Annotated in this window: 13 protein-coding genes; 2 read left to right on the plus strand and 11 right to left on the minus strand. The window is 64.3% G+C overall.

Annotation, left to right across the window (positions count from 1 at the left end; all coding sequences use genetic code 11):
• From LG373_RS05480 to LG373_RS05505, 6 genes are all read right to left on the minus strand, one after another.
• The gene (locus tag LG373_RS05480; protein WP_225749242.1) at positions 1-1,065 is read right to left on the minus strand and encodes a 3-methyl-2-oxobutanoate dehydrogenase subunit VorB; all 1,065 of its coding nucleotides are present in this window, start codon (positions 1,063-1,065) and stop codon (positions 1-3) included.
• 2 nt (positions 1,066-1,067) lie between these two features.
• Positions 1,068-1,274 carry a 4Fe-4S binding protein gene (locus tag LG373_RS05485; protein WP_114565750.1) on the minus strand — a complete coding sequence of 69 codons (207 nt, stop codon included), beginning with the start codon at positions 1,272-1,274 and terminating at the stop codon, positions 1,068-1,070.
• A 101-nt stretch (positions 1,275-1,375) separates the two neighbouring features.
• A complete protein-coding gene (locus LG373_RS05490) occupies positions 1,376-2,095 on the minus strand; it encodes a ParA family protein (RefSeq protein WP_114565751.1) in 720 nt (239 codons plus the stop codon).
• Complete coding sequence (locus tag LG373_RS05495) at positions 2,095-3,873, minus strand: AMP-binding protein (RefSeq protein ID WP_114565752.1); 1,779 nt, start codon at positions 3,871-3,873, stop codon at positions 2,095-2,097. The genes LG373_RS05490 and LG373_RS05495 overlap by 1 nt, the downstream gene beginning before the upstream one ends.
• A 121-nt stretch (positions 3,874-3,994) precedes the next feature.
• Entirely contained in the window at positions 3,995-4,579 is a 585-nt protein-coding gene (locus tag LG373_RS05500) for a helix-turn-helix domain-containing protein (protein ID WP_114565753.1), read from the minus strand.
• 258 nt (positions 4,580-4,837) lie between these two features.
• Complete coding sequence (locus tag LG373_RS05505) at positions 4,838-5,899, minus strand: nucleoid-associated protein (protein WP_225749243.1); 1,062 nt, start codon at positions 5,897-5,899, stop codon at positions 4,838-4,840.
• 595 nt (positions 5,900-6,494) lie between these two features.
• On the opposite strand from LG373_RS05505, the gene LG373_RS05510 reads away from it, so the two are divergent.
• Both LG373_RS05510 and LG373_RS05515 read left to right on the plus strand, forming a co-directional pair.
• Positions 6,495-6,830, plus strand: a complete 336-nt coding sequence (locus LG373_RS05510; RefSeq protein WP_225749244.1) for a hypothetical protein — start codon at positions 6,495-6,497, stop codon at positions 6,828-6,830.
• Positions 6,831-6,839: 9 nt separating this feature from the next.
• Positions 6,840-7,061 (plus strand): helix-turn-helix transcriptional regulator, encoded by a 222-nt coding sequence (locus tag LG373_RS05515; RefSeq protein ID WP_216528558.1) that lies wholly within the window; start codon positions 6,840-6,842, stop codon positions 7,059-7,061.
• A gap of 47 nt (positions 7,062-7,108) precedes the next feature.
• On the opposite strand, the gene LG373_RS05520 is transcribed toward LG373_RS05515, so the two are convergent.
• The 5 genes from LG373_RS05520 to LG373_RS05540 form a co-directional block, all read right to left on the minus strand.
• Complete coding sequence (locus LG373_RS05520) at positions 7,109-7,486, minus strand: peptide chain release factor-like protein (RefSeq protein ID WP_114565757.1); 378 nt, start codon at positions 7,484-7,486, stop codon at positions 7,109-7,111.
• 30 nt (positions 7,487-7,516) lie between these two features.
• On the minus strand, positions 7,517-9,283 hold the full coding sequence (gene cydC / locus LG373_RS05525) for a thiol reductant ABC exporter subunit CydC (RefSeq protein ID WP_225749245.1): 1,767 nt from the start codon (positions 9,281-9,283) through the stop codon (positions 7,517-7,519).
• A 29-nt stretch (positions 9,284-9,312) separates the two neighbouring features.
• The gene (gene cydD / locus LG373_RS05530) at positions 9,313-11,040 is read right to left on the minus strand and encodes a thiol reductant ABC exporter subunit CydD (protein ID WP_225749246.1); all 1,728 of its coding nucleotides are present in this window, start codon (positions 11,038-11,040) and stop codon (positions 9,313-9,315) included.
• Between the two features lie 115 nt (positions 11,041-11,155).
• Entirely contained in the window at positions 11,156-12,082 is a 927-nt protein-coding gene (murB, locus tag LG373_RS05535) for a UDP-N-acetylmuramate dehydrogenase (protein ID WP_225749247.1), read from the minus strand.
• A 41-nt stretch (positions 12,083-12,123) separates the two neighbouring features.
• Positions 12,124-13,617, minus strand: coding sequence for a helix-turn-helix transcriptional regulator (locus LG373_RS05540; RefSeq protein ID WP_114565947.1), 1,494 nt, complete (start codon positions 13,615-13,617; stop codon positions 12,124-12,126).
• Positions 13,618-13,748: the final 131 nt, after the last annotated feature.

A 13,748-nucleotide genomic window follows, 5' to 3' on the forward strand; every position in this document is an offset into this window, starting at 1 on the left:
CTACGCACCTACCTTTCCCTGCAGCTCCTCGATCTTGGCAAGCACCTCCACCGGCGTGGGGATGATGCCGCCCGTGCGGCCGAAGAACTCGACCGGAACGCGGCCCGCGGCCGCCAAGCGAATGTCGTCGACCATCTGGCCCATGTTCATCTCGACCGACAGGAACGTCTTGGCGGTGCCCATGACGTGCTCCAGCGCGTCGGTCGGGAACGGCCACAGCGTGATCGGACGGATGAGGCCGGCCTTGATGCCCTTCTCGCGAGCCGACACGACCGCGCTGCGCGCGATGCGGGCGGAGGCGCCGAACGCGACCAGCACGATGTCGGCGTCGTCGACCATGAACGACTCGGCACGCTGCTCGTTGGCCTTGATCAGGTCGTAGCGCTCGAACCGCTCGCGGTTGAGGCGCTCGAGGTCTTCCGCCTTGAGGTACAGCGAGTCCATGATGTTGTGGGCGCGGGCGTTCTTGTGGCCCGTGGTGGCCCAGGGCTTCTCGGGCAGCTGCTCTTTGCGCTCGGGAAGGACCACCGGCTCCATCATCTGGCCCAGCATGCCGTCGGCCAGGATCATGACGGGGATGCGGTACTCGTCGGCCTTGTCGAAGGCCAGGTAGGCGCAGTCGGCCATTTCCTGCACGGTCGAAGGCGCGTACACCATGATCTGGAAGTCGCCGTGGCCGGTTGCGCGCGTGGCCTGCCAGTAATCGGACTGCGACGGCTGGATGCCGCCGAGGCCCGGGCCGCCGCGCTGCACGTTCACGATGACGCTCGGCAGGTCGCAGCCGGCCATGTAGGAGATGCCCTCGCCCTTGAGCGAGATTCCCGGCGACGAGGAGGACGTCATGACGCGCGCGCCCGCGGACGCGGCGCCGTACACCATGTTGATGGCCGCGACTTCGCTTTCCGCCTGCAGGTACGTGCCGTTTTCCTTCGGCAAGCGCTTGGACATGTACGCGGCAAGCTCGGTCTGCGGCGTGATGGGATATCCGAAGAAGAAGCGGCACCCGGCGCGAATCGCGCTCTCGGCCATCGCCTCGTTGCCCTTCATGAGCACTTTCTCTGCCATAGCTACCTCACCACCGTAATCGCGACGTCGGGACACATGAGCGCGCAGGACATGCAGCCCGTGCAGCGCTCGGCATCGATCAGGCGCGCCGGATGGTAGCCCTTCGCGGTGATGCGCTCGTGATCGAGTTCGATGATGTGCGTCGGGCACGCGTCGACGCACAGGCCGCACCCTTTGCAAAAATGATCGTCTACCAGTATTCTCGGCATGATGGAACCTTCCTCGTCTTGTAGGCTCCTGCGCCGCGCCGCGGGCACAGGAGCTCAACGCGCATCAGACGGACAAACCCGTTGAAACGCGTACTCTCGCATTATTCCCAAGGAGTACGTACATATACTTGCACAGGATAGAGCGTTTGCCGACCGTCATTCAGTCCAAAGAGGGCAGTTTTCCGGTCTGCGAGGCTTATCGGGACCGTCGTGCACGCCAAAGGCAGGCCCGCCTGCTCCGCGACCGCTTGCGCGAAGGGCACGCCCTGCCTCACCGTAGCTTCGTCGGTATCCTGCTTGAGGTGCGTGTTGTTCACGATCGCAGTGGCGCGCAGGTGGCACTTCTCCTCCACTTCGCGCAGCACGTCGACCGCCTCGGCCGGGTCCTGCGTAAGGTTGCGGCTGCGATTCACCACGTACAGCATCTCGTAGGGAGCCGCCGCAACCGAACCGGCGAACCGGCCGAGCGCCGTCGCGCCCACGTCGTCGCCCCCGGCGTCGATGATGAGCAGGCGCTCGCGCCCGTCGTCCTTGCGAGCCGACTCGACGGCCGGGCCGACGGCCCCGGACAAGCTGGGGCTGTCGAGCGTGGTTCCCGCCATCACCGGAGCGATCACGGAAATCCCCCGTTCTTCCAGCAGCGCGCGGTAGTCGCTCGAGCGGAAGTAGGGATTCACCACGTCCAAATCGACCAGGGTCACGTCCACGCCGCGCTCGCGCGCGTCAAAGGCCAGGTTGAGCGAGAAGTTCGTCTTCCCCACGCCGTAGTGGCCGCACACGACCACCACCGACGCGTCGGGGGCATAGCGCTGCGCGCTCATCACACAAGCCCTTCCACGGGCTTCGCGCTCTCGTCCACCTCGCGGATGGCCGCGCGGCGGATCTTGCCGTTCACGGTTTTCGGCAGCGCCTCGACGTACTCCACGATGCGCGGGTACTTGTACGGAGCCGTGCGGTGCTTGACCCAGGTTTGCAGCTCGCGCGTGAGCGCGTCGGAGCCCGCGAACCCTTCCGCCAGCACCACGGTGGCCTTGACGGCCTTGCCGCGCACCGGGTCGGGCACGCCCGTGACCGCACACTCGCGCACGGACTCGTGCTCGAGCAGCACGCTTTCGATCTCGAAGGGGCCGATGCGGTAACCGCTCGACTTGATGACGTCGTCGTTGCGGCCGACGTACCAGAAGTAGCCGTCCTCGTCGCGCCAGGCCGTGTCTCCTGTGTGGTACCAGCCGTCGTGCATGGCCGCCGCCGTCTTCTCGGGATCGCGGTAGTACTCCAGCATGATGCCGGGAGCCTTCTCGCGCACGTCGATGCACACTTCGCCCGTTTCGCCCGTTTCGCATCGCGAGCCGTCCTCGCGCAGGATCTGCGTGTTGTACAGCGGGATGGGCTTGCCCATGGAGCCGGGACGCGGAGAGGACCCCGTCAGGTTCGCGATGGTCAGCGGCGTTTCGGTCTGCCCGAACCCTTCGAAGATGGTGAGTCCCGTGTGCTCCTTCCAGAAATCGAACAGGTCGGGGTTGAGCGCCTCGCCCGCCGTGGTGGAGTACGCAAGCGTGGACAGGTCGAACGAATCGATGTCCTCGGCCATCATCATGCGGTACATGGTGGGCGGGCAGCACAGCGTGGTGATGCCGTAGCGCCCGATGAGCGAAAGGATCTCGGACGGATGGAACCGGTCGAAGTCGTACGTGAACACGCACGCCTCCATGAGCCACTGTCCGTAGTACTTGCCCCACACGGCTTTGCCCCAACCCGTGTCCGCGATGGTGAAATGCACGCCTTCGGGATCCACGTTGTGCCAATGCTTGGCTGTGACCAGGTGCGCGATAGCGTATTCGGAATCGTGCAGCACCATTTTCGGATTGCCCGACGTCCCGGACGAGAAATACATGAGCATGGGATCGGCGGCGGCCGTCTCGCGGCGCGCGAACTCGTCGGAGGCGGCGCGCACCCCCGTGTTGAAATCGAGCCAGCCCTCGCGCACGGCGGGAGCCGCACACACGCCTTCCGGCCCGGACAGGGCGGGGCCGATGAGCTCGCCTTCGGGCAGCACGATCGCACCCGTTTCGTCTTCGGGCGTCAATCCGCCGCCCGCGCCGTTCACCAGGATCTTCGCCGTGAGCGACGGGCACGACGCCTCCACGGCGTCGGTTACTTCGGCGATGTCGCCCAGCGACGTGGCGATCATGGCTTTGATGGAAGCGCCGTTCAGGCGATACTCCAGGTCGTGCTCCTTGAGCATGAAGGTGGCGGGCACCATGACCGCGCCCAGCTTCGCCAGCGCCGTGGCCACGAACCAGAACTGGTAATGGCGGCGCAGGATCACCATGACGTAGTCGCCGCGGCCGATGCCGGCGTCCGCCAGGAAGTTGGCGGTCTTGTCCGACCAGCGCTTCATATCGCCGAACGTGAACACGTGCTCTTCGCCTTCGGGGTTGCACCACACCATGGCGCGACGATCGGGGTCGTTCAGCGCGATGTCGTCCACCACGTCGTAGCCGAAGTTGAAGGCTTCGGGGCATTTGACCTGGAAATCGGACAGTTTGCCTTCGCAGTCGTAGGCTTCGTTCACGTAACGGAGGTTGATGTTTCTCATAGGTGTTCTTCCTTGCAGGATATGCGGCGGCCAGTCCGCCGCGAGACGGATACGATCATCGAATTGAAGGCGCTGTCAGGCGCGCGATCGCCCGCAGTGCGCGAGCGGCGGTCGGCAGCGCCTAGATAATCGTTTCCCCGTGGGGCTTCATGACAATGGCCAGAAACGTGCACGGCTCGCCTCCGGTGGCGATCATGCCGTGGCCGCGGCCGGAATCGTACATAAGCAGATCTCCGGCTTCCAACTCTTCAACATGGTCCTCGTACGCGAAGCGCATGCGTCCCGAGATGATGTAGTCGAGCTCTTGACCCACGTGATAGGACAGGTGAATGGGGCGGTCCTGCTCTTCTTCCAGATAAGGAGCGGTTACCAGGAACGGCTCTGCCAGCTTGTTCTTGAAGTGAGGAGCCTTGTGCAGGTACTCGAAGCCTGCGCGGCGCTTGATGGACAGGCCATCGGCGGCGCGCGTGAGCGAGTAGCCGGACAGATGCGGGTTTTCGCCGGTCAGCAGCTCAATGACGTCGACGCCCAACCGCTCGGCGCACTTGTACAGAAACGTGAACGACAGGTCCTGATCACCGGATTCCTGCGCGGCGTACTCCGCCACGGAACGTCCGGTAGCATCCGCCATTTCCTGCATGGTGATGTCGAGGTCTTCGCGTAGCGCCCGAATGCGCCCTGCCACCTCTTCGATGTTCGGCTCCATAGTCGCTAGACCTCCTTCTGGCGAATCGCAGCATCGTCGCCAGCGAGCGTGGTCGGCGGTGCCTGTCGGATGAAAAGTTAATCTATTGTATAGCAACTTGATCGGAAAGAAAGGAGGAAGCCGGAAAACTCTGCCAGCGGCGCAGGGGCAGATGGACAAAATCCCAGAACCGACCGGGCAAGGCGCAGCAACGGGGCATCCCCCTCCCGCTTCGCCACGGCTCGATCGGTCCCTCGCCCCTCCTGAAGCCGCGGGCGCTTAGCGGTTCTCGATGCGCCCGATGTTCTTCAGCTCGATGGAGATCAGCCCGTTCGGCGCGCTGACGAACTCGATGAACTCGGGGCTTTGCGAGTATTCGGCCGGGAACTTCACCTCGATGCCCGTATCGGTAACGATCTTGTGGCTTTTCGCCACGCGCTGGGCCACCGCCTTCTCCACGACCACGCGCTCCGGCAGCGCTTCCTCGGCGAGCGCTTCCTCGAAGCGCTTCTGCAAAGGCTCGTCTTCGAACACCTCGTCAGCAAGATCCCACGGCGCAAGCTCGTCCGACTCCTCGGCGTTTTCGGCCACATAGGCCTTCGCCTTCGAAACCGCCATCGCCGTGTTGGCGCCGTATTCCTCGGCAACTTCTTCCACGATGCGCGCGACCGTGTCGAACACCTCCTTGCTCGACGCCTCCATGGAACACTGCAGCAACCCGTCGGGGATGAGCCAGCGGTCTTCGCCAGCGATGGTGCGCTTCTTGTCGCAGAACAGCACCGCGAGCGACTTCGACTCGATCAACGCGTAGGAAGCAACCTTTTGCGAGGGGTTCGGAAGGATCGCATGGTGACGCGCCACGTCCACGCGCGTACCGCCCTCCTCGCCGCGGCCCACCTCGTGCATGAACGCCTGCTTGCTTTCCAGCAGAAGGAGCGCGAAGTAGCGCTTCCCTTCGCCGCGATAGGCCGCCTCGGCCTCCTCGTCGGTCATGTTCCGCACGTTAGAGTCGGTGTCGTCCTCGAAGTCGATGACCAGAAGATCGGTCGACTCGGCCTTCTCCATGCGGCCCAGCTCGGTAGCGATGAACTCGGCTACCTGCACGGACAAGTCGATGAAGTCGCGCTGCCCCAGAAAATACGCGCGAATCTCTTCGGCGAACATGCTGTCTTCGGAGAACTCGCCGCGCTTGTTGTCCAGGTTGCCGAGCGCCTTTTTCGCATGGCTCGTCACGTAGCGCTTGGCGTTCTTGCTGTCCAGGTCAAGCTCTTCCTGAGAGAAGACGTTGACGCACGAAACGAAATCGAAAACGTGCAGTACCGCACGGTTCACCTTGAGCATGGATGCCGTCCTTGAAATGTCGGGGTTCCTGTAAGCGACCAACAAGGATACCGGAGCGAGACCGACAAGGCGCAAAGTTCCAAGAATCACCAGACGCGCCGAAGCGGCGGATTACGCGCGCTCGGATGCGGCAGGCGCGCTGCGTGCGAGGTACGGGCGGGGTGCGGGTGCAAGCGACGGACGAGCTGCGCGCGAGGTGCGCTCGACGCCTGCGCGGCGCGCCGCGCAGCGAGATGCCGGGGCGCTTCGGGGCGCCTTTCGTGCTTGCGACCCGAAAACCCGGCAGGTTTTTCGGATTGAACATGGGGATCGGCAAGGTTGGCGGGAGCGCTTCAATTCGCCACAGAGATTTCCAGGTTCTGTCAAAACGGACGAGTTTTGCGGGGATTTTCCGCCTCTCGCAGGCAGGTTACAAAGGGGCACTTTTCATCATGCCTGGTCAGAGACTTGCGCACTGCATTTATCCTGACCTGAGGGCCAGCAAAACTCGTTCGTTTTGACAGAACCTGGGCGAAGACGATGTAGCGGAACCTTCGCGTTCTTCGGCCTACCCTCCCTGGCAAGCCTAAGCCCCATTCTCGGAGACCGGCTTGCCGTGAAAACCGTCTCCAGCTTGGTCCAGCTGACGCTCCTTGCGATCCTGTTCGTGTACGTGGCCCTCACGCTCCTTCGTATCGGGCGCGAGCAAACCCCTTTCTTCAAAGAACTACCGCGCAAGATCAAAACGATAGCGGCATTGCTGCTCGCCGCCGTGCTGCTGCCGCAGTGGCTGGGATACGCGCTGCTCAGCTTCGCCACCGGCCAGCCTTACTTCACGATATTCAACGAAACGGGCATCATCGCTTTGGTTGCGGCGGGCATCATCTTCTGCCTTGGGCAGATATTCGAATACGGCTACCTTATCCAAGACGAGAACTTCGAGATCATCTAGGGAAACGTCATGACTATTGTATTGCGCCTTGATCGGATGATGGCTGACCGGAAAATATCGCTTGGAGATTTGGCGGGGCGCGTAGGCATCGCGGACGGCAACCTCTCGAAGATAAAGAACGGCAAAGTGAGCGGCGTGCGTTTCAAAACGCTTGACGCCATTTGCCGGGAACTTGACTGCCAGCCGGGCGATATCCTCAAGCGCATCGACGACGAACCGGAGCGCACTTAGGGGGAAACCCGAGCGCCGCCCGTCCCAACGACTCGGCAAAACCGCAGCTACTCCCCCTCCACGCGCCCGCGCCGAGACTTCACCTGGGCGCGGCGATGCTTGTCGGCCAGGCGCGCCTCGCGCGCCCTTCGGGAAGGCTTCGTGGCATGGCGAGCCTTCGGGGGTATCGCCGCGCGCTCGAACGCGGCATGCAGCTTCTGCAAGCACAGCCGCCTATTGCGAAACTGACTGCGCGACTCGCGCGAAACCACGACGATCCCGCTTGGGCGGTGCTCCATGCGCACCGCCGAGTCCGTGGTGTTCACGCATTGCCCGCCCGGCCCGCTGGCCCGAAACGCCTGCACCTCGCAATCGCGCTCGACCTCGTCGAGCGGTTGACGTGCCCATACGGCAAAGTCTCGGTATGTCGGGCGGTCTTGGTCCATGACTCCATACTAGCAGAAACCGCAAGCGCCTCAGCCCTCGCACGACTCGTCGACGTCTTGCAGCCGCCGCCCCCGGTCGAACGCGAGCAGGCGGCGATAGCGCGAACTCGTTCGCTCGAGCTCGCACGGGGCTCCGTCCAAAACCGCGCGGCCGTCCTCCACGAACACCACCCGATCGCAAGCCGAAGCGCCCAGCAGGTGATGCGTGATCATGATGACAGTGCGATCGGCCAGCGTCTTGAAGAGCGTGGACAGCAGGGCCTGCTCAGTCAAAGGATCCAACCCGACGCACGGTTCGTCCAAGATGACAACGGGCGCATCCTGCAAAAGCACGCGCGCAAGCGCGATGCGCTGCCTCTCGCCGCCCGAGAACCGCAGGCCAGCCTCGTCGACCATCGTGTCCAGCCCATCGGGAAGCCGGTCGACCATGTCGCGCAAGCCTACCTGCTCGAGAACGTTTCGCACCTCGTCAACGGACGCGTCGGGCCTCCCAATGCGCACGTTCTCCAAAAGAGTCATGTTGAACAGGTAAACGCGCTGCTGAATCACGCCGATGTACGCGCACGCGTCGTCTCCCAGGTCGCGCGTCGGCACGCCGCCGAGCGTAACCCGCCCCTCGTCGGGAACGAGGTCGCCGCGCATGAGCGATGCGAGCGTGCTCTTCCCCGCACCGCTGCGTCCCAGGATCGCGACCTTCTGGCCTGCGGGAACCTCAAGCTGCATCCCTTTGAGCACGGGCCGTGGAGATCCCGGATACGCATACGTTACGCCCTCCACCAGCATATCGAGGGGCGCGCACGGCTGCGCGGCTTGCTCCGCAGAGCGCTCGTCGACATCCGGAAGCTCGTTCAAGCGCTCGAGCGAGTCGCCGTACGAGAACGCGTCGACCGCCGACGCCGACAGCGGCGCGAACGCGTCGATGAGCGGGAAGAAGCCCAGCACGAACGCTGCGATCCAGTTCGCCGTATCGGCGCCCTGCCCGCCGAAATGCGAACCCGCCCAAACAAGAAGCAGGGCGGCCGTCACGGCGAACAGAACCTGCAGCACCACGTCGCGGCGGCGGGCGAAGCGCTCCTCGGCGGCGGCCAGCTCCCTCATGGAGCGCTCGGCCGCGCGGTAGCGCGTCAGGTACTCGTCGCCGCGCTGGGAGAACACCCAGTCGGACACGCCCAGCACGTTGTCGGTCAGCTCGGCGTACAGATCGTTTCGCAGCGCTTTGTAGCGCATGCGGCGCGCGCCGCATGCCAGCACCGAAACCGCAGGCAGCAGCAGGACCGCCGACCCCAGCATGACAAGCAGCATGCACGCCAGAAACGGCGAGAAGAATCCCGCAGCCGCCACCAGGGCGAACCATAGCACCCAGGCGATCACCGTCGGGAACACCGTTCTCAAATAAAGGTTCTGCAAATGCCCGATATCCTCGGACAAAAGACCCAGCACATCGCCCGTACGATGCGTCGCGCGAAAGAACAGCGCATCCTTCTCAAGCGACCGGTACAGCTTCAGGCGCAGGTCGGACGTCATGCGCAGCACCCAGTCGTGGCTGCACAGCCGCTCCAGGTAATGAAGCAGCGGCTTGCCTATGCCGAATATGCGCACGAAGATGAGCGGCAAATTGAGGGCCAAAATGGACTCGGGCACGCCGGCGGCGCCGCTTATCAGAAAGCCGGAGGTGAACATGAGGCCGGCCGCGAAAGCGAACGTCGCGAAGCCCAGGAGCAGCGCGAGCGCAAGTACCTTGCGGTACCGCTTGAAGAACGGCACGACCCAGCGATCCTCACGCCACGTCCTGCGCATAGCCCTCGCCCCCTTCGCATCCACGCCGCTCATGCGACATCACCGCCCAACCGAGACGCAAGCCGCGCATACGGTCCGTCGTGCACGGCCAGCTCTTCGGGACGACCCGCCTCCACCACGCGACCCCCGTCGACCACCAGCACGTAGTCCATATCGGACATCCAATGCAGCCGGTGGGTGGCGAAAAACACCAGACGCCCCTCCATAAGGGACAGCATGCGCTCCTTGAGCTCCCATTCCGTCTCGATATCCAGGTGCGCCGTCGGTTCGTCGAACAAGAGAATCCGCCGATCAGCATCCAAAAACGCGCGCGCAAGGGCTATCCTTTGCGCCTGTCCGCCCGAAAGGGACCGGGCCCCCTCGCCGATAACCGTATCCAAGCCGTCAGGAAGCTGGGAAACCAGATCGCCAAGGCCCATCGCCTCGACTGCGCGGGAAACGTCCGCCTCGTCGGCATCGGGGCGGTAAAACGCGATGTTCTCGCGCAGCGTGGCATGGAACACGTACGGATTCTGAGGAATGTAGGCCGTCTGCCGCTGCCAATCGACCCGATGCAGCCCGGCCGCAGTCGCGCCTCCCACGCGAAACGACCCCGCACTTGGATCGGCGAAGCCGCCCAACAGGTTGACCAGGGTGCTCTTGCCAGCGCCGCTCGCACCGACGATGCCCACGCGCGCGAAGCCGCGCACCTCGAACCGCACGTCCTCGAGCGCCTTGAAACCCGGGTACGAGAAACCCACACCGCAGGCGGAAAACGTGCAGTCCGGCCCCCAGGTCGGCACGGGATCCGAAGCATCGTCGACGGGCGCGGCCTGCGGCTCGTCGACGATGCCGAGGATCGAAACCAGCGCGTTCTTTCCGTCGAGCGAGGCGTGGTAGTCGGCGGCGAACTCGCGCACCGGCTTGAAGTACTCCGGAACCATCACCAGCACCACGAGTGCCGGGAAAAAGGCAAGCGTCCCGTCCACCAGGCGAAACCCCAGCATGATCGCCACAGCCGCCAGCGAGCCGGTTGCGAACAAATCCAGCACGGTGCTCGACAGCGTGGCCACGCGCAGGGTCTTCATGGTCGCTTCGCGAAAGCGCTCGCTCGCCGCGTAGATGCTGCTGCCGTAGGAGCGACCGCGACCGAACAGCTTGAGCGTGTCGATGCCGCGCAGCGCGTCGATGAACGTGTTCGACAGCATCTGAAACGTCGCGTGCTGCTTGGCGGCTTCATCCTGCGCCGTGTGTCCCAGGATGACCATGTACAGGATAATGAAGGGAAACGCCACCAGAGCGATCACGCCCGAAACCCAATCGAGCGGGAATATCCAGCACAGAAGCACCAGGGGGATGACCACGACGCCCACGGCCTTCGGCAGAATCAGGCGAACATAGGTCTCCACCTGGTCGACGCCCTCTAAAACAAGGGTGGTCACGTTGCCCGTCCCGTGCTTCTGCACCACCGCCGCGCCCGTTTCGAACACGCGCGAGAGCAGCCGCTGGCGCAGCTCGTCGGCCCGCGCGGCCGCGTAGCGATCGAGGTACGTTTCCTGCGCGTACAAAAGAACCTGCCGCGCAACGAAGCACGCGACGAACAGCGCTATCCAGAAAACCTGGTCGGACACCGAAGCGCCCTTCCACAAATCCACGATCGCGGCAGCAAGGGCCCAAGCTTGCCCCACCACGGCGAACGCACGCGCGCAGGCAAATGCGACCAATACGACAAGCGCCGCGCGCACGCCCTGTAGCGCGAAGATAGCCTTGTCTATCAACGCCCGCCCCCTCGTCTGCGAAGCATCGTCGCTCTCGATTATTTGTTACTTCTTTTATATCATATAGAGACGGGCAGGCGCAAGCGCTTCGCCAGCACGCTGCTCGCAGCGTTCGTCAGCGCGCTTCCTCCCGAAAGCCCCACATCCGCACCTCGGGCTGCAGCCTAACGCCCGCGCTCGCCTGAACGCGATCCTGCACGTCGGCTATCACGCGGCGCACGTCCGCGGCGCTCGCTCCGTCCACGTTCACCACGAAGCCGCAATGCTTGGTCGAAACCTGCGCCCCGCCCACGCGATATCCTCGCAAGCCGGCATCCTGCACCAGCTTTCCTGCGAAGTAGCCCTCCGGGCGCTTGAAGGTGCTGCCCGCACTGGGCAGCTCGAGCGGCTGCTTCTCGGCCCGACGCCGCTCCAGATCCTCCATGCGCTCCGCAATGGCCGCGGGATCGTCGAATGAAAGCTCCAAAACCGCGGACAGCACCACGCAGCGCTCGTCGTCCATCATGCTGTGACGATACGACCAGTCCGCTTCCTCGGCGCTCACCTCCACGATGCGGCCATCCGGCGTCAGGCAGCGCAACGACCTTGCCACGTCGCGAAACTCTCCCCCGTAAGCGCCAGCGTTCATGATGGCGGCGCCCCCGACGGTACCCGGAATTCCGCTGGCGAATTCGTATCCGGCCAGCCCGGCCTCGCATGCTACGCGCGCGACCTTCGCGTTCGAAGCGCCCGCGCAGGCGCGCACGATGTTGCCCGAAACGCTCACGTCCGACAGGTTGTCGGCGATGCGCACCACGACGCAGCGCAGACCCTCGTCGCTTACCAGCAGGTCGCTGCCCAGGCCCACGATGCGCACCTCGACGCCCGCCTCGCGGCACGCCCGCAACGCGAAGGCAAGGCCCTCTTCGTCGCGAGGCTCCACCAGGCAGTCCGCCGGACCCCCGACGCGAAACGTCGTGAGCTGCGCCATGGGCACATCGAATCGCACCGCTTCGTCGCCCAAACGGCGGAGCAGCGCGCTCTTCAATTCTTCGTCAACCATGCAGTCCTCCTTGCACGCCGGGGCGAAAGCCCTGAAGCGCGCTACTTGCCGCCAAGGCGGCGCACCGTGCGCTCGCCCAGGTCAATGAGTTCCTGACGCCCATGAGTGCCCGTCTTCGCGTAAATGCGCCGCAAATGCGTGTCCACCGTGCTCTTCGAGATGAACAGCTCGCCCGCTATGCGCTCGCCGGTGCGGCCGCGCAGCGCAAGCGGCAGGATTTCGGACTCGCGCTTCGAAAGCGCATGATCCTGGGATATGGCCCGGCACGCCTCGTCGAATCGATCGGCGTCGCGCACGATCACCGAGAGCGCGCGGAAGTCGCGCTCGGTGAACAGGAACAAATACGCGTACAGGGCCGCTAGCCCTGCGAACGCGGCGATAGCGTACGGAGCCTGCTCGACGGGCTCGAACAGCTCGATGGCGTTGCCCAAGGCGATTCCGGCCATCTCGCCCAAGTAGAGCATGGCGAAGCCCCGCGCGAAGGACAGCGCCGCATCCTGGCCGGTCAGCTTCGCCATCACCAGGAATAGGGAAACCAGCACGTACGTAAGCCCCAGATAGCCTGCCAGCATGATGGACTCGCCCGGAACCCCGAACGACCCCAGAACCGGCACGAACAGAAAGCCGGCCATCATCACCAGCACGGCAAGGCGGTACACGCCGTCGAGGGGACCTTGCTGATCGGCGGCATCCGAACCCGCCGAGGCCCCGCTCGAGATCAACTGGAGCGCCGCCACGCAGAACAGGACCAGCAGCAGCAAGCTGGCCGAGAACGCCGGCGTCGAAGCCATGCCCGGATCCGACGCGAACGTTTCCATGAAACCCGCGGTCAGGCCGAACAACCCGGTTCCCGCGATGATCTTCTTCGACAGGCGCGCCGTTTCGTCATGCTGCTCGCGCGTGGCGACCAGATCGCCGAACCTGAAGCTCTGCAGCCCGGCGGACGGCCCTTTGCGCGACGAAGCATCCTCTTCTCGCGCGAAAGGCTCCAAGCCGCGCAGCGCGAACGCGCTTCCCAACGGCAGCAGCTTGAGAGCGAGCAGCGCATGCTCGACCGGGATAAGGGAGAACGCCAAGCACAACCCCGCAGCGACCGCCGCGGCAATGAACACCTCGGGCACGCAGCGATCAACCGGGCGAACGCCGAACGCACGGCCCCAAGCAGCCAGCATGAACCCGGCGGGAACGCCCACGAGCAGCCCTTCCACGGCGATGCCCCATGCACCCGTCCCAGCCAAAGACGACACGACCGACCCCAGCACCAGCAGCCCCGCATAGCACCAAAGCAGCGTGCGGGACAGCAGCGCATCGCGCGCGCGAGGAGACGCGTTGCGCAGCATCGCGAACGAAAGCACCATGAACGCCAGGGTCAGAAGCAAATCGGCGCGCTCGAAAGCGAACTCCCCCTCCCCGAAGGCGCGGTTGGCGCCCAGGTAGAACAGGGAGAACACGAACCCCTGATTGCAGGCGAACCCCAAGATGGCCCGCACCGCGGACGGCTCGGTTATCCGGTCGAGTCGCAAGCCGAGCTGCACTGACCCCTCCATTCCATTCGATACGATACGCAGTACGCATCCATGATAGCAGGAGATGGGAACCGCTCGCGGGAACCGTCCGAACTCCCGCGAGTCTCCGAAGTTCAAAAGCGCAGACGTGCCGGGAGCCC

The sequence above is a fragment of the Paraeggerthella sp. Marseille-Q4926 genome, assembly GCF_916618935.1.
GTDB classification, from domain to species: domain Bacteria; phylum Actinomycetota; class Coriobacteriia; order Coriobacteriales; family Eggerthellaceae; genus Paraeggerthella; species Paraeggerthella hominis.